Source organism: Paraeggerthella hominis (assembly GCF_021044775.1).
GTDB lineage: Bacteria > Actinomycetota > Coriobacteriia > Coriobacteriales > Eggerthellaceae > Paraeggerthella > Paraeggerthella hominis.
Genome location: NZ_JAJNOQ010000001.1, coordinates 267,523 through 290,680 on the forward strand (window position 1 = coordinate 267,523; position 23,158 = coordinate 290,680).

Sequence of the window (23,158 nt, forward strand, 5' to 3'; positions counted from 1 at the left end):
CTTACGCCTTCTCGACGTCCACGAGGAACGCCTTGTACTCGGGTACGAACGTGTTGGGATCGCCCACGTTCGGCGGCAGGTCGTTCACCACGTCGCCCGTGCCGAACTCGCCCGCCCAACCGAAGTGATGGGTCATGCCCACCTGGTGAACCGTCTGGCCGTTCACCGTGAACGGCTTGAAGCGCGGCGTCACCAGCGCATGCACCTTGACCGAGCCGCGGTTGTTGAACACGCGCACCAGGTCGCCGTTGGCGATGCCCTTTTCAGCTGCCAGCTCTTCGGACATCTCGATGAACTGCTCGGGAGACGCCTCCAGCAAAGCCGGGCAGCAGCGGGTCTGGCCGCCGGTCTGCCAATGCTCGGTGACCGAGTAGGTGGTCACGGCAATGGGATACTGGCTGCGGTCGCCCTTCTTCACCGACTCGTACTCGGCGAAGCGGATGCACGGCGAGTTCTGCGAGCCGTTCATCTGGTTGTCGGCCGGGCTCTCGAAGGGCTCGTAATGCTCGGGAACCGGACCGTCGTTCATGCCGTAGCTAATCAGACGGGCGTTTTGCTCCCACAACATAAAGAACGCCTTGTTGTTCGGCGGAACGGGGGTGCCGTTCTTGACCGTCACGAAGTCGGCCACGTCCACCTGGTCCCACTTCTCGCCGGTCCACTCGACCAGCTTCTTCTGGGGGTTCCAGGGCTTGCCCGCCAGGTCGGCGGACGCGCGGTTGTACAGGATGCGGCGGTTCGACGGCCAGCAGTACGCCCACTCGGAGTTCAGGCCGATGCCCGACTTGTCCTCGGTGTTGCGGCGTCCGATAGGCTGTTCGGCCGGATCGAGCGGAGCCTTCTTGTTAGCCCAGAAGCCGGTGTAGATCCACATGGCGCACGCCGTGGTGCCGTCCGCCTGCAGATCGCCGTAGGTTCCCAGCAGGTCCACGTCGGCCTTGCCGAAGTCGGTCGAGGCGACCTTGTAGCCGTTGAGGGCCCATGCCACGGGACGCGGGTCGATCTTGCCGTCCACGTAGTAGTCCCACTTCGCGTTGAGGATGGGATCGGGGTTCGCGCCGCCCTCTTTCTTGTACAGGTCCACGATGCTCGTCCACAGCAGGTCGCAGATCTCGTAGTCGGGCTTCGCTTCCTCCCACGGCTCGACGGCTGCGTAGCGGTACTGCAGCCAGCGGCCCGAGTTCAGGATGATGCCGGGCTTCTCGTAGATCAGCGCGGCGGGCAGGAAGTACACCGTCGTGTCGATCTGGGAGGCGTCCATGTCGGGAGCGTCCCAGAAGCTGGCGGATTCCGTGATGACCCAGTCGGCCACGACCAGCCAGTCGAGGTTCGCCATGGAGCGGCGCACGTTTCCGGCGTTCGGAGCGGAGTGGCACGGGTTCATGCCCCAGTTGAAGTAACCCTTGATAACGCCCTTGCTCATCAGCTCGAACGAGCTCATGATGGTGTAGTCCGGGCTCTTGGGGACCTTCGGCCACCAATCGTAGCCGTAGTCGTTCTCGACCGTGGCCGCGTCGCCCCACCATTCTTTGAGCGAGGACACCAGGAACTTCGGCTTGTTGGTGTAGTAGCCGTCGGCGTAGGTTTCCTTCTCGCACCAATCGCGCAGCGTGGGCGTGCCGTACTCGGTCGGCCACTTGAGGTAGGCCGGATGCTCGTGCACCATCATGCCCATGTCGGTTGCGCCCTGCACGTTCGGCTCGCCGCGCATGGCGTTCACGCCGCCGCCCGGCATGCCCGCGTTGCCCAACAGAAGCTGCAGGATGGACATGGCGCGGCAGTTCTGAGCGCCGTAGTGGTGCTGCGTCTGGCCGAGCGCGTACAGGATGGTGCCGGACTTGTCGGGAGCGCCCGTTGCGGCGTACGTGGCGTACACCTTCTCGAGCAGGTCCTTGTCCATGCCGCAGATGCTGGACACCGTGTCCAGGTCATAGCGGGAGTAGTGCTTCTTGAACTGCTGGAACACGCACATCGGATCCTGGAGGGTCTCGTCTTTCTTGGGCGTTTCCAGCGTCAGGGGCGTGAACGCCGGCGTGCCGGGCTTGTTCACCCACGCGTAGTCGCCCGCAGCCGAGGTGTCCCACTGCGTTTCGGACTCCACTTGGTAGTGCCAGCTATGGTTGTTGTACGTGGCCGTCTTGTCGTCGAAGCCCGAGAAGATGCCCGTGTTCACGTCGAACGAGTATTCGGAATCGAGCAGGTACGAGGCGTTCGTGTAGTTCAACACGTACTCGTGCTGCCACAGGTCGTTTTCGATGATGTAGTTGTACAAGCCGCCGTAGAAGGCGATGTCGGTGCCCGAGCGGATGGGGCAGTAGATGTCCGCCATCTCGGCCGAGCGGGTGTAGCGGGGGTCGACGACGATCCACGTCGCGCCCCGGTCGAGCGCCTTCTGCACCCATTTCGCGGAAACAGGGTGGTTCTCGACGTTGTTGGAGCCGATCGTCATGATGACGTCGGCGTTCTGGTAGTCGCACCAATGGCCCGTCATCGAGCCGCGACCGAATGAAGCTGCCAGACCGGCAACCGTGGGGCTGTGTCAAACACGAGCCTGGTTGTCGATGGCTATCACCCCTAACGAGCGCATCATCTTCAAGATGAGGTATTCTTCCTCGGAGTTCTGCTGGCTGCCGCCCAGGCTTGCGATGCCGGGCGTGCGGTTGACCGTGACGCCGTTGGACGTCTCCTCGAACGTGGCGTCGCGCGTCTGCTTGACCCAGTGCGCGATCTCCGCGATAGCGTCGTCCCAGGTGATGTCTTCCCATGCGGAAGAACCGGGGCGGCGCACCAGCGGCTTCGTCTTACGGTTCGGGTTCTTGATGACCTCGCGCGTCTCAGGATCAACCACGTTGCGCAACTGGAACATCGTCGCGCCCTTCGGGCACAAGCCGCCCTGGTTGATGGGATGATCGGGGTCGCCTTCGAGGTTGATCAGCTCGCCGTCGCGCGTCGAGCAGATGACCCCGCACCCGCCCGAGCAGTAACAGCAAATGTTCGTGTACTCCTCGGTGTTCACGAGCTTCCAGTCAGAAGACGGCTCTACCGCGAACGCCTCCGACTGAGAGGACAGCTCAAACGCCATGGTCGCAGCTGCCGCTGCGCCAGCGGCTTTGAAAAAGCCCCTGCGTGACAGGTTCATGTCCTCGTTCTCCTTCCTTCTCGTCCAGTGAGAGCACGTGTCGGAAACCAGCGAGCGAAACGGCGCCGAGGGCATGGGAGACGTCGTCTTGTTCGCATGGTGCCCGGTTCACGTGCTGGGCTGCGGGCGGCAGCCCTCCGCCGCCTCGCTGTCGCGATCGTACCATTTCGGCGGAAAGCGACCTCATCAGTTTCTGATGAAACCCCGCTCTTTATGCGCGTACATGCGTAACCGGACTGTTTTTACTCGGTGAACGGCATTCCATCAAAAATGCCCTCTGACGAGGTGCGAAGGCCAACGGCGTGTTTCCGGTGGCAGACGGCGCGCAGGAAAACGGGAGCGGTAGCAGCGACCCTTCCGGGAGACGAACGAGGACTCGTCCGCGCATTGCATACAGCAAGAACGAGTTATTACAGGTCCTCGATGACCTTGGCGGAAACCACGTTGCTCGGCGATATGAGGATGGCGCCGACCTTGCCGATTTCCGGCGCGTCGACGTAGAAGGTTCCGGAAAGCGTTTCGCCCATGACGAACAGCCCCTCGTCCTGCGTCGACACCACGATGTCCACCCCGGATACTCCCTCGAGATGCGCCTTGTCGTTAGTCACCGCCACGATGAAGTCGACCTTGTGCTCGACGAAATACGCCACCTGCTTCTCGAGGGCGCGCTTCGACAGCGGGCGGTCCACGCTGAACACGCCGAACCGGTGCGCGCCTTTCTTGAGGATGGTGCCCTCGGCGTAGCGCTCGGGAGATTCCGTATCCAGCTCGAACACCGTGGCGCTCTTGCCCTCGTAGCTTGCACGGGCTTCCTCGACCGTCAACGGCTTCTTCGCTTTCGATGCCGTAGAACTGGCCGCCGACGACGCCGTTTCAAGCGCGCTGTTCTTGCGAGCCGCTTCGTCAAGCGCCTCGGGCTTCGCGCGCGCGGCATCGGCTTCGGAAGCCGAAGCAGCTGCCGAAGCCGCCGATTGCTCGCCCTCGGGGCTCTTGGACGCTTCGGACTCTTGGGGGGAAGCCGACCCGACGCCCGCGTCCGGGACAAGCGCATCGTCAGCATCGGGGTCCTCGGGCGGGACCGTGCCCGCGTACACGATGGCCGTGTAGCCGTCCATGTTGCCGAACGTGTCGTCGATGTTGGAAGCCGCAACGTTCCACGAATGCCCGGCGACCAGGTACCATCCCAAGCCGCCCAAACTGAGCACGATCAAGGCGGCGAACACCGCCAGCGCTATTTTTTCACGTGATTGAGGAGACATAATGCCGGTTATTATACCCTTGCGCGCGCAGGCCGGCGGCGGATGTGCAAACCAGACAGAATCTCGACAGGTTCCAACGTTGGCGCGCGCCTTTGCCGATGCGTCCAACCAAGGCGCGCGCTAACCTGCTACCAGCACTTTTCGTAGACCACCCTGCGTTTCACGCGGCCCAGCCTATCGCGTATCTCGATATCGCCGCAGAACACGTAGCCGCACTTCTCAAGCAGCGCGCGCATAGGCTGGTTCTCCGGGTACACGTCGGCGCGCACGCTGCGCCGCCCGGCATCGCGTGCGATGCGCTCCGCCGTGCCCAGGATATAGGCGCCCACGCCGCACCGGCGCGCCTTCTCCTGAACGCACACCCAGTGCAACGCGGCGTAATCAGGCTCGCCATCAGGCGGCTCGGGCGAATCGGTGAGCCATCGCGCGCCCGTCGCGCGCCCGTACGCGGGATCTCCCGCCGGGTTTACCGCGAACATGCCCAGCACGCGCTCGGCGGGCTTCTCCAAATCGCCGTCGCTCGCCTCGCCCGCCGTCACCACCACGTACGTCTTGCCGGCGTCGATCGAGCGCATGATGCGCCGCGACGACGGGTACTTTTTCAGCCCTTCGTCAACTCCAAGGCGCGCGATGGCGCGATGGGTCTCCTCCTGCAGCAGCTGCACGCGCCTGAAATCGTCGCGCGTCGCCCGGCGCGCGGCGTAGTATCCCAGCTCGGACGCACGGCCTTGGAACAGCGGAAGATCTTCGGAGGCGCCGTCGTAGGCAGCCGCCCCCTTGCCGTTGCCGCTGCCGCGATCGGTGACCAGAAACACCATGGCGATGATCATGATGCAGCCCACGATATCGAACATGCCCACCGGCGTGCCCAGCCATACCGCGGAGATGACCGTAGCCGACACCGGCTCCACGCACCCCACCAACCCGGCGCGCACGGGACCCGCGTCCGTGATGCCCTGCAGGTAGAACAGGTACGCGGCGAACGTGCCCACGATCACCATGGCGGTCATGACGCCGATCATCATCGGGCTCACGGTCACGGGAATGGTCCAAGGCTGCACGAACACTGTCGCCACCACTCCGCCGATGAGCATGGCCAAACCCGTTACGATGAAGCTTCCCCATTTCTCGAGCACCTTGCCGGGAAGAAGCGTGTAGAACGCCAGCGCGAACGCAGAGATAAAGCCCCAGAACAGGCCTTCCGCAGGGATGGCCAACGACCCGAGGTCGCCCTTCGTGGCGATGACCACCGTGCCCGCGATGGCCAGCACCAGACCGACGGCCTCGCTTATCCTGGGCAGCCGCCGCGTGCGCAGACACACGTAGATCATGATGAGGATAAGGCCGAGCCGCTCCAGAACCGTACCGGTGCCGGCGTTCGTGTAGGATATGGCCGTCAGATAGCTTACCTGGGTAAGCAGCACGCCGAGCAGCGCGAACGCAGCGATGCGCCCGATCGAGCGCGCATCGCGCAAAGCCGCGAACAGATTGCGCGGCTCGCGAACCATGCACACCACCAAAAAGATGAACGCGGCGGACAACAGGCGCACGCACGTGATCCATGAAACGGGAACGGCGGCGTCTCCCGTGAGGAACTGAGCGCACGTGCCGGAGAAGCCCCAGCAGATGCCGCCCAGCGCAGCACATACGACACCTCGAAAAATACGCCCGCGCGATCGTTCGCTCGAAGAACCCCCGTCGTTCGCGCTCGTCGCATCAGCTGTCTGGCCCATTCCGACCTCCCCTCGCGCATTTCGCCGCGCCGAGCGAAGCGCTTCGGGGCATAAGGTCGGGATGCGTGCTCTCCGGCTGACTGTCCATCGTTTAGTCGCGTTCGATCGGGGTGGCGCCTGCATGTTCGTCAGCACATTCTCGCACGCGGGAACAGCTCCGGTAAAGGTCTTTCCGCATACTTTGAAAACTTTTTTGCAGTTGAGCGAAAACTCCCCGTCAAACGGCCGTTTTAGAGCTGCGAGCGTAGAACCCTCTCGTAGGCCACGCGATGCTTCTCCCGCCCGAACACGTCGCGTATCACCATGGCGCCGCATCGCTCGTAGCCGTGCTTCTCCAAGAGCTTCTGCATGGGAAGGTTCTGCGGGTACACGTCGGCGCGCACGCTCGAACGGCCTCCCGCGCGCGCGATCTGATCCGCCTTGTCCAAAATGAACATGCCCACGCCGCGCCTCCGCGCATGCCGGTCGACCGAGACCCAGTGCAGCTCGGCGTAGGGCTGCGGGCTGGCCTTCGTGTCGGTGAGCCACGCGCCGTCAAGCTCGTTGTCGTAGTTCTTGTCGGGCGAGAACGACACCGCGAACACCGCGATGACGCGGCCGTTGCCGTCCTCGATCACGTGCGTGGTGCCGTTCTTTATGCTGTGCATGAGACGGCGCGCCGAGGGGTACTTCTTGCTGCGCCCCTCGTCGATCCCCAGTTCGGCGAACGTCTCATGCCCCACGTCCAACAGCGCTGCAACGCGATCGAAGTCCTCGCGCGCGGCAGGGCGCGCGGAGTAGTAGCCCAGAACCGATGCCCGGCCGGCGAACAGCGGCGGATCGTCGAAATCCGCAGCCGGCGCGCCTGCCGCATCGCCGGGCGCCGCTTTCGGCTCGCGCTCGGTCACCAGGAAGATCATGACCACGATCATGGCGCAGCCCAGCATGTCCCACGCCGAAACGGGGGTATGCAGCCAAAAGAGCGCCAGCAACGTAGCCGACACCGGTTCCACGCAGCAGAGCAGGCTCGCCTTCACCGGGCCGGCATCCGCCACGCCCTGCAGGTACAGCATGTACGCGCCCAGCGTGCCCACCAGCACGATGGCCACAAGCGCTGCCAGCGCGCCGCCCGAAAGCTGGACCGGCACCGTCCAGGGCTGGAACACCGCAGAGGCCGCCGAGCCGCCGAACAGCATGGCCAGGCCCGTCACCAGCATGGCGCCCCATTTTTTCAGGACGCGCACGGGCATGAGCGTGTAGAAGGATAGCGCGACGGCAGACAGAAGGCCCCAGGCCAGGCCCTCCACCGGAATGGCCAGGCCGCCGAAGTCGCCCTGGGTCGCGATGACCAGCATGCCGCCAAGGGCAAGCAGCAGGCCGCCCGCTTCGCGCAGCTTCGGGAAGCGACGCTTGCGCAGGCACACGTACAGCATGATGAAGACGAGTCCCACCTGCTCGAGCGTGGTGCCCACCCCCGCGCTCGTGTACTCGATGGCGTACAGGTAGCTGATCTGCGTGAGCACGACGCCGAACACCGCGAAGGCGGCTATCTCGGCAAGCGAGCGCCAGTCGCGAAACACCGCAACAAGATCGCGCCAGTTGCGCATAGCGGTTATGGTCAGGAAGAATGCGGCGGCTATCAGCATGCGCACGCAGGTGATCCATGTTGCCGGCGCGCCGTACTCCATGAGCAACTGCGCGCAGGTACCCGAAAAGCCCCAGCAGATGCCGCCCGCCAACGCGCACGCCACACCGCGCGCCACATGGCGCCTTCCACCCGTCGCCGCTACCGCTTCCGCCACGTCTCCTCCGACTCTTGATCGATTCCGAATGCTTCCCCGGCGCCGTCAAGCGCCAAGGCCGCCGCGTATAGTCTCACGCGCGACGGCCTTGGTAAAGACAAGAATCGGTAAATTCTCGCAATATATGCATTGCGCCGCATAAACGGCGCGAAATCCGCCCGCTAGCCCAGCATGCGCTTCACGAACGAACCGGTATGGCTGCCCTCGACCTGGGCCACTTCCTCCGGCGTGCCCTGCGCCACGATCGTGCCGCCGCGGTCGCCGCCTTCGGGACCCAGGTCCACGATGCGGTCCGCGCACTTGATGACGTCCAGGTTGTGCTCGATGACCAGTACGGTGTTGCCCGCGTCCACCAAGCGTTGCAGCACGATGAGCAGCTGGCGCACGTCCTCGAAGTGCAGACCCGTGGTGGGCTCGTCCAGGATGTAGAACGTCTTGCCGGTCTGGCGACGCTGCAGCTCGCTGGCCAGCTTGACGCGTTGAGCCTCGCCGCCCGACAGCGTGGTGGCGGGCTGGCCCAGGCGGATGTAGCCCAGCCCCACGTCGAACAACGTTTGCAGCTTACGCTTGATGCCGGGGATGTTCTCGAAGAACGCCAAGGCGTCCTCCACCGTCATGTCAAGCACGTCGGCGATGTTCTTGCCACGGTACGTGACCTGCAAGGTCTCGCGATTGTAGCGCGCGCCTCCGCACACTTCGCACGGCACGTAGATGTCCGGCAGAAAGTGCATCTCGATCTTGATCTGGCCGTCTCCCTTGCACGCCTCGCAGCGGCCGCCGTTTACGTTGAAGCTGAACCGTCCGGGCCCGTAGCCGCGCGCCTTCGACTCCTGCGTCGAGGAGAACAGCGCGCGAATATCGTCCCACAAGCCGATGTACGTGGCCGCGTTCGAGCGCGGGGTCCGCCCGATGGGGCTCTGGTCGATGTTGATGACCTTGTCGATCTTGTCCAGGCCCGTGATTTTGCGGTACGCTCCCGTGCGGCGATGCGCTCGGTTCACGCGGTTCGCCAGCGCCGGGGCCAGCGTGTCGGTGACCAGCGAGCTTTTGCCCGAACCCGACACGCCCGTCACCACGGTCAGCGTGCCGAAGGGAATTTCGAGGGTGACGTTCTTCAGGTTGTTCTCGGTCGCGCCCGTCAGCTTGAGCGACCCCCTGCGCGGCTTGCGGCGCGTCTCGGGCACCTCGATGGCGCGACGGCCCGACAGGTAGTCGGCGGTAAGCGACCCTTCCGTGCGCATGACCTCCTCCGGGGTGCCGGCGGCCACCACTTCCCCGCCGTGCTCGCCCGCGCCCGGGCCCATGTCCACCACGAAGTCGGCGCTTCGGATGGTGTCTTCGTCATGCTCGACCACGATGACGGTGTTGCCCAGGTCGCGAAGGTGCTCGAGCGTGGCGATAAGGCGCTCGTTGTCCCGTTGGTGCAAGCCGATGGACGGCTCGTCCAGAATGTAGAGCACGCCCATAAGGCCCGCCCCGATCTGCGTGGCCAAGCGGATGCGCTGCGCCTCGCCGCCCGACAGCGTGGCCGTGGCGCGCTCGAGCGTCAGGTAGTCCAAGCCCACGTCGACCAAGAACTTCAAGCGAGCCTTGATCTCCTTCACGATGGGCCCGGCGATATGGCCGTCCTGGCCGTCGAAGGAAAGCCCCTCGAAGTACCGCAGGGAATCCGCCGCGCTCATTTCCGTTACGTCGTGGATCGACTTTCCGCCCACGGTCACGGCCAGGATCTCCGGCTTCAGGCGCTTGCCGCCGCACGTCTGGCACGGCACCACGGCGAAGTAGGTGGCCAGCTTCTCGCGCTGGGAATCGCTTTGGGCCTCCTGGTAGCGGCGTTGCACGGCGGCCAGCGCGCCCTCCCACTCGATGTACCAGTAGGTTTCGCGCCCGTCCACCGTCACGTAGTCGACGCGCACCTTCTGACCGTCCAGCCCGTGCAAGATGGCGTCCTGAGCCTTCTTGGGCATGTCCTCCCACGGAGTGTTCTCGTCCGTGCCCATGTGCTCGGCCACCGCGCGCAGCACCTGGGGATAGTAGTTGCCAGTCTTGAACGGGGCGATCACGCCCTCGGCCAAGGTGAGCGACGGGTCGGGAACCACGAGCGACGCGTCCACTTCCTCGCGGCTTCCGATGCCCAGGCAATCCGGGCAGGCGCCGTAAGGGGCGTTGAAGCTGAAATCGCGCGGCTGCAGCTCGTCCATGGAATGGCCATGCTCGGGACACGCGAGCGCCAAGGAGAAGATATGCTCCCCCTCGCCCAAGCCGCCCGTGGCGCCGCTCGACTTGCCGCCGCCCTCGCCGAGCGGCCTTCCGTCCTCGCCCAGCACCTGCACGAGCACGCGCCCCTCCGCCAGCTTCGTCGCCAGCTCCACCGCTTCGGCGATGCGGCTCGTCGCGCTCTCCTTCAACTGCACGCGGTCCACCACCACGTCGATGAAGTGCTTGATCTTCTTGTTGAGCGTGCGCGGCTCGCCGTCAAGCTTCACGATCTCGCCGTCGATGCGAACGCGGCTGAAGCCCTCCTTCTGCAAATCGGCGAACAGCTTCGTGAACTCGCCTTTGCGACCGGCCACCACCGGCGCCATGACAATGGCCTTCGCGTCGGGCGCGAGCGCCAGAATCTCGTCGGTCACCTGGTCGGTGGTCTGCTTCTTGATGACGCGCCCGCACTCGGGGCAGTGCGGCACGCCCACCCGCGCGAACAGCAGGCGCAGGTAGTCGTAGATCTCGGTAGTGGTGCCCACCGTGGAACGCGGGTTCTTGCTCGTGGTCTTCTGGTCGATGGACACCGCCGGCGACAGGCCGTCGATGCTGTCCAAATCGGGTTTGGACATCTGGCCGAGAAACATGCGCGCGTAGCTCGAAAGGCTCTCGACGTAGCGGCGCTGGCCCTCGGCGTACATCGTATCGAACGCGAGGCTCGACTTGCCGCTGCCCGACAGGCCCGTGATGACGACCAGCTCGTCACGGGGAATGGCGAGGTCGACGTTTTTCAGGTTGTGCTCGCGGGCACCTTTGATAACGATGGCGTTCTGTCCCATGTGCGCTTCCGCTCTTTCTTCCTCTATCGTTCAATCGGCATCCCCGCTCCCGGTTCAAGAGAGCAAATATGGATACCTGAAAACTATCATTTCCATGCAATCGTTCATTGTAGCGCACACGGCCCAGAGATAGCGCAAAAACATTTGTTCGTGTGTTCTTGTTCAAGGTTTACGCACATTTCGTTCGATGGGGAATCGCGACGCGCAAGCTGTGGTACAGTGCCGCCTATGGAAGACACCCCGAAAACAGCCAAACGGCGCGAGCGCGAAAAGCGAACCATTTCGCAGATGGTCGCCCTCTACTGCGCGGAAAACCACAAAAGCGCCGAACGCACCGAGCAAGCTCACTGCGGCGAAGCCGTATGCCCCGCATGCGCCCACCTCGACGAGTACGCCGTGCTGCGCACCGAGCGCTGCCGCAAGATGGACGTGAAAACCTCGTGCGAGGAATGCGGAAACCAGTGCTACAAGCCCGAGATGCGCGAGCAGATTCGCGCCGTGATGCGCTACGCCGGCCCCCGCATGCTGAAAAAGCATCCCGTAGCCGCCATTCGGCACCTGCTCGGAAAATAAGCGGCCCCCTCGTCTCGCCGAGACAAGGGGGCCTCCGACTCATTGCGGGACGCCCGAACGGATGCCCGCACGTTCGATCGCGCAGACAGCCTATCCCAAAAGCTTCGATCCGAGCGAGCTTCTGATGATTCCCCGGCACGTGAAGTACGTCACCGCCAGATAGCTTCCGTACACGAGCACGGTCAGCGCGCCCGTCATCAGGATGGGGCCGCTCACGGACACGCCCAGCAGGTCGAACACGCTCGAACCGATCACGCTGACGGCGCACACCGCATGGCATACGGCAAGCCCCAACGGCGCCAAGAAGTACACGAGCACCTGCGTGCGCAGCGACCCCAAGATCATGCGGCGATCGCAGCCGATTTGCGCGAGCACCTTGTACCGCGGCAGGGAATCGCTCGTCTCCGACAGCTGCTGGATGGCCAGCATGGCCGCCGTGGTGATCAGGAAGGTGAACCCGATGTAGAGCGCCAAGTACGTGATGAGCACGTTCATGCCGCCCGCCTGCTCGATCACTCCGGACTTGGTCATGACCGTGGTTACGGGCCAGGGCTGCGACCCGTACGACCAACCGGCGTTCGTCTGCTGGTTGTCGGGCGGAAACGCCTGAGCCAAAGCGTCGTCGAGCATCTTGTCGCCCTGCGCCGCATCCACGGAGTAGTTCACGTCCAGATAGCTCATGTAGGGCATCACTTCGGACGCGCGCACCTCGGCGATCACGGAATCGGGCACGACCACGATGCCCGCATCGTTGACGAACGGAGACGTGGCCAGCACCTGCTCGACGTACGCGCCCGTCGCCGTGAGCGTGCGGCCCGCCACGTTCACCTGGCGTCCCTTTTCGGCCAGCGCGCGCGCCAGGTCCTCGACCGCCCTCACGGCATTGCTCACAATGTAGCCGTCCTCCCCCACGTTGACCGGGTCTTGGCCGGTCAACGCGCGTACGGCGTTGAACTGCGATTCGCCCACGACCATCAGAGGCTGAGTGCGAATGCCGCTATCCTGCAGGGAATTGCCCGTGCCCACCTGGTAGCGATCCATGAACTCGCCGTACGTGGTGGTTCCCTCGGCCGGCTGGTACAGGTCGGCCTGAACCGATTCCTTCACGAAGTCGTTCCATGAAGGGGCGCCGGCGGAAATGCGCGCAGCGATGTCCCAGTTCCAGGACTCGCCCTCTTCGCGCAGCTGTCGAGCGCGCTCCATTTCCCGCTGAAGGTATGCCTGGGCCTCCGCGGGATCCTCCTCGCGCATCTTCTCAAGGCGATCCTGCGCCAAATCGCCATGGCCCAAGTACACGTTGGCCGTGAGCGTGGCGTCGAACTGCGTGCTTCGCTCGAGATCCCCCGTGAACACGCTCACCAAGCCCGCGCCCGTGGAGAACACGGTCAACGAGAAGAACAGCATGACGCATATCACCGAAAGCGACAAAAACGCGGTGTTCACTTTGCTGGCGATCTGGCGCATGGTGAACATGGCCAGCCCCTTGAAGTACACGCCGCGCGTGCGCTCGACCACGATGAGCGCGAACCCGGCCGCCGACCAGAAGAACAGGAACGTTCCCACCAGCATAAGCGCGGTCGCCAGGAAAAACTCGCGATCGAAATCCATCATCCCGAAATCGATGAGCGTCTTGTACGCCGCAGCCAGCAGCACCACGGACACCACGAACCCGACCAGGCTCACCCATGGGCTGCGCACGCGAAAGCCCTCGTTACGGCTTTTCGCCGACAGCAGGTCGATCAGCTTGTAGCGCCTGATGGACAACGTGTTGAACGCCGCAACCACCACGAAGATGATCGTGAAGCACGCAAGCGTCAGGGCAAACGCTTCCGAAGAGAACACGAACCGGTACTGTTGCATGGGGATGTTGAAGAGCCCCGCCGTGAAAAACGACAGGCCCTGCGACAGCGCCACGCCCAGAGCAAGGCCCACGACAAGCGACACCGCGCCCACCGCGATCGTTTCCATGAGCACGATGGCCGACACCTGCCCGGGCCGCATGCCCAGAAGAAGGTAGGTGCCGAACTCCTGCTTGCGGCGCTTGATGAGAAAGCGGTTCGAATAGACCACCAAAAAGCCCAGAACGAACGCGATCAGAACCGAGAACATGCCCAGGAACTGGCCCGTCAGGTTGAACACGCCCTCGGTCGAGGCGCCCTCCAAATCGAACAGGATCGACTGGCTCTGCACGGAGTTGAACGCATAGAACACCGCCACCCCGAACACGAGCGTCACGAAGTAGATAGCATAGTCGCGCACCGAGCGGCGAACGTTGCGAACAGCGAGTTTAGCCAGCATCGCGCACGTCACCGCCCAGGAACGTGACCACTTCCATGATGCGCGCGAAGAAGGCCGACCGCGACGTGTCGCCGCGTCGGATCTCGTTGAACACCGCGCCGTCTTTGACGAACAGGATGCGGTCGGCGAACGAGGCGGCAAACGAATCGTGCGTGACCATCATGATGGTGGCGCCCAGGTCGCGGTTCATCATGGTCAGCGTGTCGAGCATGGCTTGAGCGCTGCGCGAATCAAGGGCGCCCGTAGGCTCGTCGGCCAAAACGATCTTGGGATCGGCCACGATGGCGCGCGCCGCAGCGACGCGCTGCTTCTGGCCTCCCGACATTTGGTAGGGGTACTTGCCCAGCACTTCCGACACGCCGAGCGTGCGAGCCACGGCCTCCACCTTAGGCTTCACCGTAGAAGCCGGATCGCCCTTGACGGTGAGCGCCAGCGCGATGTTCTCGAACCCGGTAAGGGTGTCGAGCAGGTTGGAATCCTGGAACACGAACCCCAGGTCGTCGCGGCGAAACTTCGCGAGCGCGCGGGAACGAAGCGTGGTGATGTCGCGCCCGTCCACCAGGATATGCCCGCTCGTCACCGTGTCGATGGTGGCGACGCAGTTCAATAGCGTCGTCTTACCGGAACCCGAAGGGCCCATGATCCCCAGAAACTCGCCCGGCACGACGTCGAAGCTGATGTCGTTGATGGCGTGCGTCACGGAATCGCGGCTACCGTACACCTTCTGGATCTGACGAACGGACAGAATAGGGTGCGCGCCTCCCACGGGCGCGACTTTACCGCAGCCGTCTGCGGCGGCATCCTGCGGCGTCGCGTACACTTCAGTCATGATTGCTCCTTTGCGTTTTTCGGACTGCAACGATAGTACGCCGCGCGGAAACGAAGAGCCATCGGGCGAACTTACACTGCCCTTACGGATTTGAAAGGTTGGAAGGCGCACGGAGAAACCGCAGGCGATCGATGCTTACCGGCCCGCGTCCAAACGGCGGCGGTCGTGCGGGAACCGTATCAGCACGCGCGTGCCAACCCCTTCTTCGGAAGCGATCGCCACGCCCAAGCCCATTTTGCGGCACATTTGAGAAACCAGGTACAAGCCCATGCCGGTCGAGCTTCCCTGCTCCCGACCGTTCGATCCGGTGAATCCGCGTTCGAACACGCGCGGCACGTCGGCAGCCGGAATGCCGCGCCCGTCGTCTGCGATCTCGAGCATCGAGCACGCGTCCTTCGTTCCCAGGTCGGCCTCGCGCAGCGAGAACCGAACCGAGGTCGCCCCGTACTTCGCCGAGTTCGAAAGCACCTGCCCGATGATGAAGCCAAGCCACTTGCCGTCCGCGAACACCCGCGCATCCTCGTCCACTTCGATGACCGGCAAGGTTCCCCGCTCGATCAAGTAGCGGGCGTTCTTCTTGCATGCCTCGCGCACCACCGCGGCAAGCACGGTTTCCCGTATGGCGTAATCCCGCTCGAGCGACGTGGAGCGAGCATAGTACAGAGCTTGCTCGACATAGGATTCAATGCGGTCGATCTCCCCCTTGATCCTCGATCCCTCGCTTCCGCGAAGCCCCGACGCCATAAGCGCGGCGGCAGCGATAGGGGTTTTGACCTCGTGAATCCACAGCTCGACGTACTCGCGGTAGGCTTCGGCTTCCTGCTTGTGATGCGCCACGTCGTCAGCTGCCGCTTTGCCCACCCGCTCGAGCGCTCGGTAGGCAAGCCGGCCTTCCAGAAACGAGGGCTCCTCCAGAAGCGCCGAAGCGTAGTACGCCTGGTCGAGTTCCTCGGACAAGGTGTCGAGCTCCCGACAAAAACGTCGACGGCGAGCGTAATCCAACGCCAAAGCGCTCGCCCAGCACGCTCCCACGAACGTCGCGGACAGAACCGCGGCATCGAAGCCCTGATCCAGCAGCGCGATCATGCTGGCCATGCCCAGGGCGCACGCAACGCCGGCGACGATGAACACCGCCCGGTCTTTGCAGTAGGAACCCGGCGTCATACCAGGTAGCCCTGACCCCGCCGCGTAACCAGGAAATCGTCGGGCACTCCGATAGACGAGAGGCTTTTCCTCAGGCGGTTGATGTTGACGGTCAGGGTGTTGTCGTCGATGAACGCATCGGATTGCCACAGCTCCATCATGAGGTCCTGACGCGAGATGATGACGTCGCGATTCGACATGAGAAGGTGCAGGATCTTCAGTTCGTTTCGCGTGAGCTCGGTGGATTCGCCCTCGTACGAAACCCGCCCGCGACCGGCATCGAGCACGACGCCTTTGTGCTCGATGCGAGAAGGCGGCTCCTGTCGCTGGACCCGCCGCAGCACCGACTGGATGCGGGCGAGCAGCACGGCGGGATTGTAGGGCTTGGTCACGTAGTCGTCGGCACCCAGGTTCATGCTCATGACCTCGTCGAACTCGCTGTCAGACGAGGTGAGCATGATGATGGGAACCTGGCTGGTCCGCCGTATGTCTCGGCATACGGCATGCCCGCCGGGCCCCGGCAGCTTCAAGTCCAAGATCACGCAATCGGGATCGTCGGCAAGCGCCGCCTCGGCAATCCGGTTGAAGTCCGTGCTCGTCGAGGCGAAATGCCCCTGCAGCTCGAGCAGACGCATAAGCTCCTCGCGCAGCGACGCATCGTCTTCGACCACAAATATCCGAGCCATGATCCTCCTCCGAGCGGCACCTGGCGGCGCGCGTTTCCCAGAACTGCGTCGAAAAGCCTCCCTCGGCCCGAAACGCTAATCCTTGTCGTGGTTCGCGTACGTCTTCGGCAACACCGGGCAACCGACCTTCGCGCTTCTGAAGTACCGCAGGACGAAGCTGACCCCCGCCACCGCAAGAGCCGCGCCCAAACCGGTGTAGAAAAACGCGATGAACCAGTCGGGCACCAAGCCTGAAGCGCGCAGGGCAATGCCGAAGCCCATCATGCACGCCATGACGATGTAGCCTTTCTTGTCGAAGAACTTCAGAACGTGCGTTTTATCCTCGCTGTAGCCCCTGATGCGCTCGGCATGCTTGCCCACCATCTTCGAGAACACGAAGATATGGAACAAGATGAAGATCAGCAGCGTCCCTCCGACCAAGGCCCAGAACAGCCAGCCGGTTTCGTTGAAATAGGCGGCTATGCCGATGTTGGCGATGTTGACGCCCGCGATGAACCACACGATGCCCGCTACCAACAGCAGCTTCTCAGTCGATATCTTCAGCATGAGCTCGTCCCTTCACCGCAACGCCCCGTCATTGACGTTTCGCTATTATAGGCTTCTTGCACGGGGTTGCAAACAGAGGCGCGCCCGGCAAGCCTGCACGACGCCCGATCAAAACCAAAATCCCGAGCAACCTCCAAGAAACGGAACCAGGGAAAGCACCGCCGCAGCCGCGCAGGCAAACGCCCTCATCTTCCGGCTCATACGCTTCCTCCCGCCCATTCGTCCGAATTCCGCCGGCATGCTCGTAGCAGCCGAACCCAGTATGAAGGGACAAAGCCCGCGCCCGCACGGCGAACGCAAAGCGTCAAGCAGCAGTCACGAGGCCGCAACCATGTTGGAAAAAGCGGGTCTAGCCGCGCGGATGAGCCTGCGCGTGAACCTTCTTGAGGCGCCCGGGCGTCAGATGGGTGTAGATCTGCGTCGTGGACAAGCTGGCGTGCCCGAGCATTTCCTGCACGGTGCGCAGATCCGCGCCGCCCTCCAGCAAATCCGTGGCGAACGTGTGCCGCATGTCGTGGGGAGACAGCGTCCCGTCCAGACCGGCTTTGCGCACCGCGTCCTTGAACATCTTGCGCATAGCGTCCGTACCCATCCGGTTTCCACGCGTCGACACGAAAAAGTAATCGCAGGCGCGATCTCCAAGCAGGTTGGGGCGGGCTATCAGGGCGTAGGTCCGCATCGACGACACCGCCATGTCGTGCAGCGGGATAATGCGCTCCTTGGACCCCTTGCCGAACACCTTGACCTGGCCGGTCGCGAAGTCCACGTGCGCCGAGAGCAAGCCGGATGCTTCCGACACGCGCGCGCCGCACGCGTACAGAAACTCGAGCAGCGCCTGGTTGCGCATGTCGGAATACGACTGGCCGCGCACGTTGCCGGCCGAATCCCGCTTTCCGTACACAGAGAGCAGTTTCACCATGTCGGCAGGCCGGATAACATGCGGTAGGCTCTTCGGCTGCTTGGGCCCCTGCAGCACGCTGGCGGGATCCTCGTCGGCAGCGCCCGTCACGTTGAGCCAGCGAAAGAAGCTGCGCAACGCCGATAGCCGCCGATTGATGGTAGTGCGCGAGTACTGAGCATGGTCGAGCTCGCCCAGATAGCGGCGGAGCTGACGGTGACTTGCTCGCAAAGGGTCGATATCCTCGCGCCACGCCCAGCGCGCATAGTCCAGCAGATCGATCCGATAAGCGCGCACGGTATGGATGGAAGCGTTGCGCTCCACGCGCATAGCCTCGCAGAACGCCTCGATCATGGTCGCGGCAACCGGGTCGCACTCAGGTCGATCGACAGCGTCGGGCGAACCGCCGAGCTCAGCGGGCATCGACGCGCGCCTCCCCATGGCCTGCTTCAACGTCGGCTTCGGCCGACGGCAGCAAACCGCAAGCGGCAAGGCCGTCGCGATACGCCAGCAACGCCCGCTCGCCGCGCTCGGCGTACGCAGCGTAGCGATCGCGCTTGTTGCGGATATGCTGGTCGAGCGGGGCCATGATGCCGAAGTTCACGTGCATGGGCTGGTAGTCCACCGTAGCAGGATCGGTCGCGTAGGCCATAAGGGCACCAAAAGCCGTGTCGCGCGGAAGCTCGGGCAGGCTCTGCCCCTTCAGGAACGCCGCCGTCGACAGGGCTACGTGCAAGCCTGATCGGATAGCCTCGCAATACCCTTCGGTGCCGGCAAGCTGTCCGGCAACGAACACCGGGACCGTCGAACCGGGCAGCGCGTCAAGGCGAAGACGCAGCTGCGCATCCAGCAAGCGCGGGGCATCGACGAACGTGTTGCGATGCATCACGCCGTAACGAGCGAACTCCGCGTTCTCCAAACCGGGGATCATGCGAAACACGCGACGCTGCTCGGGAAACGTCAGGTTCGTCTGGAAACCCACCAGGTTGTAGCTCATGCCCTGCGCGTCTTCCGCCCGCAGCTGCAGGGCGGCCCAAGGCCGCCGGCCCGTACGGGGGTCGGTCAACCCCACCGGCTTGAGCGTTCCGAACCGAGGCGCGTCCGCGCCCTTGCGGGCGATCTCCTCGATAGGCTGGCACGCCTGGAACAGGTCGCGCGTCTCGAAATCGCGCTTGATGACGCGCTCCGCGTTCACCAGCTCTTCGATGAACGCCTCGTACTCCTCGCGGCTGAACGGCGCGTTGAGGTAGTCGCCCGCGCCGGCTTCGGCGTCCTCGTAGCGGCTCTGGCGAAACAGCTTGCCGAAATCAAGGGAATCGGCCATGACGATGGGGGCCGCGGCATCGTAGAACGCCAGATGCTCTCCGCCCGTGAATCGAGCAAGGTCCTCGGCAAGCGCATCGGAGGTGAGCGGGCCCGTGGCGACCACCAGGGCGTCCGTTCCCTGCGCGTACGCCGCAAGGCCGGTCGCTTCCTCCCGAACCAGCTCGATCAAAGGATGCGCCGCGATCCGCTCGGTCACGTCGGCGGAAAAAGCGGCGCGATCGACCGCAAGCGCGCCGCCAGCGGGAACCGCGTTGCGCTCGGCCGCCGCATAAACCTGCGAGCCGAGCAGGGCAAGCTCGCGCTTGAGCATGCCGGCGGCGCTTTGCGGCTTCGTGCTTTTGAGGGAGTTCGAGCACACGAGTTCAGCGCAGTCCGACGACACATGGACGGGCGTAGACGAAACCGGGCGCATCTCCACAAGCCGGACGCGAACGCCGCGGTCGGCAAGCTGCAGCGCGGCCTCGCTTCCCGCAAGCCCGGCTCCAAGTATGGTTACCGTTGAATTAGACATGCCTGCAAGGATACCAAACCCCGGCCGCGCATAAGGCAAAAACCGCGAAACTCCCCCGCTTCGCCGCAACAACCCCTTCGAAGCCGCCGAAACCGGACATGAGCCTGCTCCGAACACGCGCGTCATCGGACCACCGGTCCCCACCGGCCGTCCGGATGCCGCGCGAAAAGGCCCGCGCGCTCGCCTTCGACAAGCCGTTGCATGAGCCAAGGAAGCGCGTCCTCCCCGTCGCAGCACTCGCGCGCAAGATCCATCAAGCGCTCCATGCCCAAAGACTCCGCGCGCAAGGCGGCCGCCACCGGATCCTCGTCTTCCGCGCTTGTCCCTTCCGGGCAAAAGCGCTCCTGCTTCAAGCAACCGAACAGCGAGAACAGCGCGTCCTCGAAAGTCTCGTCGTCGATCACCGGCGTCGCGCCCTGATAGAGCAATCGATTGGCGCCGCGCGACGAAGCCGCTGTGATGGCGCCGGGAACCACCAAGACGTCGCGGTTCGCAGCCAGCGCCTCGTCGGCGGTCGAGAACGTCCCGGACGGCAGCCCCGCCTCCACGATGAGCGTAGCTCGCGCGAGTCCCGCTATAAGGCGGTTCCTCGTGCGGAACTGATGAGGCAAAGGCGGTTTTTCCCATTCATGCTCGGATGCCACCGCACCGCCGGCATCGACGATCTGCTGGAACAGGCCGCTGTGCTCGGCAGGGTAAGGGCGATCGCATCCTCCGCCCAGAAACGCGACCGTAAGCCCTCCCGCATCGAGCGCCGCTCGATGGGCGGCGGCGTCGCAGCCGCGCGCGCCGCCCGACACCACGCACACGCCGCGTTCGGCGGCAATACGCGCGAACCGCTGGGCGCAGCCGCGCCCATAAGGGGTGGCCTTGCGGGCTCCCACGATGGCGATCCCCTCCTGCAAAGCATCTGCGCTGCCAACGACGTACAGCTTCTTCGGCGGGTTGGATACGACCGCAAGGGCCTTCGGGTAGGCACCTCCGCCCAGTTCGAGCACGTGCCGCGGACCCGAAAGAGGCCGCCCCTGCACGCGCGCGCTCATGATTCCCCTTCCCGAAGCCTGAATCCCACCGCTTCGCACAAATGCCGTCGCTCCACGCGATCGCGCTCCTCCATGTCCGCCACCGTGCGCGCCAGCGCAAGCGTGCGCATGATGGCCCGGCCGCTCATGCGGCTTGCCTGGGCAACCTCTTCGAGGAACTTCTCGTCGTCGTCCGAAAGGCCGCAGGCCCGCACAAGGGCCTCCGACGTATCGGGCCTGCTCTCGGCGGCTCGCGCGCGCCTCCACGACGAGAACTCCCGCGCCCGCAGCACGTCGCGGCGCAGTTCTTCGGAGCCGGTCCCGCACCCGGTTGCCAGCACCTCGCCTGGAGGTATGCGGCGCACGTCGATATGCACGTCGATGCGATCCATGATGGGACCGCCGATGCGCCCTTGATACAATTTGATCTGACGCTGGGAGCACGTGCACGGCTCCTCCTCGTCGCCGTAGTACCCGCATGGGCACGGGTTCGAGGCCGCCACCAGCATGAACCGCGCCGGAAAGTCGATGTTGCCGTCCGCCCGCGTAACCGTAACCCGGCCCGCCTCCAAAGGCTGGCGTATCCCCTGAAGCGCCGAAGGCGAAAACTCCGCCAACTCGTCCAGGAACAGAACGCCGTTGTGGGCCAAGGTTATCTCGCCCGGGCGAACGGGGGACCCGCCTCCGACCAAACCCGCCAGCGTAGCCGAGTGATGAGGCTTCCGAAACGGGCGCGCGCCACCGAGCACGGCTTCCAGGCTTTCCCCCGCGACCGAATGCACCACCGCCGTTTCAAGCGCCTCGTCTTTCGACAAAGGAGGCAGAATGGAGGGCAGCCTCGAGGCCAGCATCGTCTTGCCCGAGCCGGGAGGACCCATCATGAGCACCCCATGGCCTCCAGCCGCCGCTATCTGCAAAGCCCGCTTCGCCATGCTGTGGCCCGCAATGTCGCGAAAGTCGGGCAATGCCTTGCTGCTCTTGGCAAGCCGCCCGGTCATGACGGGAAACGGAAGCGTGCGGAAGTCGGAAAGGCTCTGTACGCAGCGATGCACCACGCCTTTGACGGCGTACAGCCCCTCGGAGGGCGCGGCAGCCAACGCGCAGCCCAACCGCTTCGCGCACAGCGCGTGGGCGAGCAGGCCGGCAACGGGCCTGACCGCACCCTCCAACGACAGCTCCCCCACGAACAAGACCCCTTCCGCCGCCTGCGGGTCCACCTGCCCCGTAGCGCACAGGATGCCCGCGGCAATGGGCAGGTCGAACCCCGTTCCCGTCTTCCTGAGCGTGCCCGGAGCAAGGTTCACCACCACTTTGCTCGCAGGCATCGTAAACCCGCATGACCGCAGCGCGGCCTTTACGCGCTCCCGCGACTCCTGCACCGACGCGTCGGCCATCCCCACGATAGCGAAACCGGGGATCCCGTTCGAAACGCTTACCTCGACGTCCACCGCCACCGCCTCGACGCCGCGAACCGCAGCGGCGCGAACCGTGCAGCGCCCCCTCGCAGCCATCATGACGAATACGCGTTGATGTGATGGCGGATCATGGCTCGATCGGGCGCAACCAGCACGATGGAAACCACGTCGAAGCGCACCGGCACGTCGACCACGTCGTAGTCCCTCAAAAACAAAGCTGCTATGTTCTCGTAGCGCTTTCGCTTTTCAGGGTCCACCGCCTCCGAGGGAAACCCCTTCTCGCAGCTCGACCGCGTTTTCACCTCCACGAACACCACCCACTCTTCATCTCGCGCGATGATGTCGGCTTCCCCTGCCGAGCACGTCCAATTCCGCTCGACGATCTCGTAGCCCCGTCGATACAGGAACCGGGCAGCGGCATCTTCGCCGCGCTTCCCAAGCTCGATGTTGTGCGAGTCGGCGCCCGCAGCGGCGCCCGATCCCTTCTTGCGCCCCCGACCTCGCTTCCTCCCCCGATCGTCCCCTGAACGAGCCTCCAGGCTCGTTCCCTCGTCGCGCGCCGGCGCCGTAACCCGCTCGGCAACTCCCGTTCGATCTTCCATAACCGTTCCCCCTTTCGTCGTGGCTCTATCATAGCGAGCGCACCTAGCGGAAACATGACGTGCGTCTAGCGCCGACCCTGCGCGAATCTGCTCGAATCAGCGCGGGTTCCAACCAAGATGCAGCGCGTTTCGCGCGCGAACCCAGCAAAAATCCAGCGCGTTTCCAGCGCGCTTCCAGCACGAATCAAGCAGGATTGAAAACGTCCAGGTCAGACAAGGGGAAACCAAAAGGATGCCGTCCGGGGTCCGCGGTTGATGCAGTCCGGCGCGCGAAGCCCTGCGCGCCGCATTCCGCGCTCTGCGTCAACGCCCGATCAACCCCGGCAGCGGCGGGCGGAAATGCAACGAGCCCCGTC

The 23,158-nt window shown here is 64.2% G+C and carries 16 protein-coding genes; 1 reads left to right on the plus strand and 15 read right to left on the minus strand.

The features are described 5' to 3' along the window. Position 1: 1 nt before the first annotated feature. The 5 genes from LQE90_RS01185 to uvrA form a co-directional block, all read right to left on the minus strand. Positions 2–3,139 (minus strand): molybdopterin-dependent oxidoreductase, encoded by a 3,138-nt coding sequence (locus LQE90_RS01185; protein ID WP_216528568.1) that lies wholly within the window; start codon positions 3,137–3,139, stop codon positions 2–4. 410 nt (positions 3,140–3,549) lie between these two features. Beyond that, positions 3,550–4,398, minus strand: coding sequence for an alcohol dehydrogenase (locus LQE90_RS01195; RefSeq protein ID WP_216528569.1), 849 nt, complete (start codon positions 4,396–4,398; stop codon positions 3,550–3,552). A gap of 128 nt (positions 4,399–4,526) precedes the next feature. After that, the gene (locus LQE90_RS01200) at positions 4,527–6,131 is read right to left on the minus strand and encodes a GNAT family N-acetyltransferase (RefSeq protein ID WP_216528570.1); all 1,605 of its coding nucleotides are present in this window, start codon (positions 6,129–6,131) and stop codon (positions 4,527–4,529) included. A 230-nt stretch (positions 6,132–6,361) separates the two neighbouring features. Next, positions 6,362–7,912, minus strand: coding sequence for a GNAT family N-acetyltransferase (locus LQE90_RS01205; RefSeq protein ID WP_231088159.1), 1,551 nt, complete (start codon positions 7,910–7,912; stop codon positions 6,362–6,364). A gap of 161 nt (positions 7,913–8,073) precedes the next feature. Continuing rightward, entirely contained in the window at positions 8,074–10,953 is a 2,880-nt protein-coding gene (gene uvrA, locus LQE90_RS01210) for an excinuclease ABC subunit UvrA (RefSeq protein WP_216528571.1), read from the minus strand. Between the two features lie 228 nt (positions 10,954–11,181). Here uvrA and LQE90_RS01215 point away from each other — a divergent pair, with 228 nt between their 5' ends. Next, positions 11,182–11,526: a nitrous oxide-stimulated promoter family protein gene (locus tag LQE90_RS01215; protein WP_216528572.1), complete on the plus strand. Its 345-nt coding sequence runs from the start codon at positions 11,182–11,184 to the stop codon at positions 11,524–11,526. 90 nt (positions 11,527–11,616) lie between these two features. On the opposite strand, the gene LQE90_RS01220 is transcribed toward LQE90_RS01215, so the two are convergent. The 10 genes from LQE90_RS01220 to LQE90_RS01265 all read right to left on the minus strand — a co-directional run bounded on the left by LQE90_RS01220 (position 11,617) and on the right by LQE90_RS01265 (position 22,802). After that, positions 11,617–13,824 (minus strand): FtsX-like permease family protein, encoded by a 2,208-nt coding sequence (locus LQE90_RS01220; RefSeq protein WP_216528573.1) that lies wholly within the window; start codon positions 13,822–13,824, stop codon positions 11,617–11,619. After that, positions 13,814–14,653 carry an ABC transporter ATP-binding protein gene (locus tag LQE90_RS01225; RefSeq protein WP_114565776.1) on the minus strand — a complete coding sequence of 280 codons (840 nt, stop codon included), beginning with the start codon at positions 14,651–14,653 and terminating at the stop codon, positions 13,814–13,816. The genes LQE90_RS01220 and LQE90_RS01225 overlap by 11 nt, the downstream gene beginning before the upstream one ends. 135 nt (positions 14,654–14,788) lie before the next feature. Then, positions 14,789–15,817, minus strand: a complete 1,029-nt coding sequence (locus tag LQE90_RS01230) for a sensor histidine kinase (protein WP_216528574.1) — start codon at positions 15,815–15,817, stop codon at positions 14,789–14,791. Next, positions 15,814–16,482: a response regulator transcription factor gene (locus LQE90_RS01235; RefSeq protein ID WP_114565778.1), complete on the minus strand. Its 669-nt coding sequence runs from the start codon at positions 16,480–16,482 to the stop codon at positions 15,814–15,816. The genes LQE90_RS01230 and LQE90_RS01235 overlap by 4 nt, the downstream gene beginning before the upstream one ends. Positions 16,483–16,557: 75 nt before the next feature. Beyond that, on the minus strand, positions 16,558–17,028 hold the full coding sequence (locus LQE90_RS01240; protein WP_114565779.1) for a hypothetical protein: 471 nt from the start codon (positions 17,026–17,028) through the stop codon (positions 16,558–16,560). 349 nt (positions 17,029–17,377) lie between these two features. Beyond that, entirely contained in the window at positions 17,378–18,349 is a 972-nt protein-coding gene (locus LQE90_RS01245) for a tyrosine recombinase (RefSeq protein WP_114565780.1), read from the minus strand. Beyond that, a complete protein-coding gene (gene trmFO / locus LQE90_RS01250) occupies positions 18,339–19,763 on the minus strand; it encodes a methylenetetrahydrofolate--tRNA-(uracil(54)-C(5))-methyltransferase (FADH(2)-oxidizing) TrmFO (protein ID WP_216528575.1) in 1,425 nt (474 codons plus the stop codon). The genes LQE90_RS01245 and trmFO overlap by 11 nt, the downstream gene beginning before the upstream one ends. 122 nt (positions 19,764–19,885) lie before the next feature. Continuing rightward, positions 19,886–20,806 carry a DNA-processing protein DprA gene (gene dprA / locus LQE90_RS01255; RefSeq protein WP_114565781.1) on the minus strand — a complete coding sequence of 307 codons (921 nt, stop codon included), beginning with the start codon at positions 20,804–20,806 and terminating at the stop codon, positions 19,886–19,888. Beyond that, positions 20,803–22,296: a YifB family Mg chelatase-like AAA ATPase gene (locus LQE90_RS01260; protein WP_216528691.1), complete on the minus strand. Its 1,494-nt coding sequence runs from the start codon at positions 22,294–22,296 to the stop codon at positions 20,803–20,805. Before LQE90_RS01260 ends, dprA begins: the two co-directional genes overlap by 4 nt. Beyond that, a complete protein-coding gene (locus LQE90_RS01265; RefSeq protein WP_114565782.1) occupies positions 22,296–22,802 on the minus strand; it encodes a YraN family protein in 507 nt (168 codons plus the stop codon). Before LQE90_RS01265 ends, LQE90_RS01260 begins: the two co-directional genes overlap by 1 nt. Between the last annotated feature and the right edge of the window lie 356 nt (positions 22,803–23,158).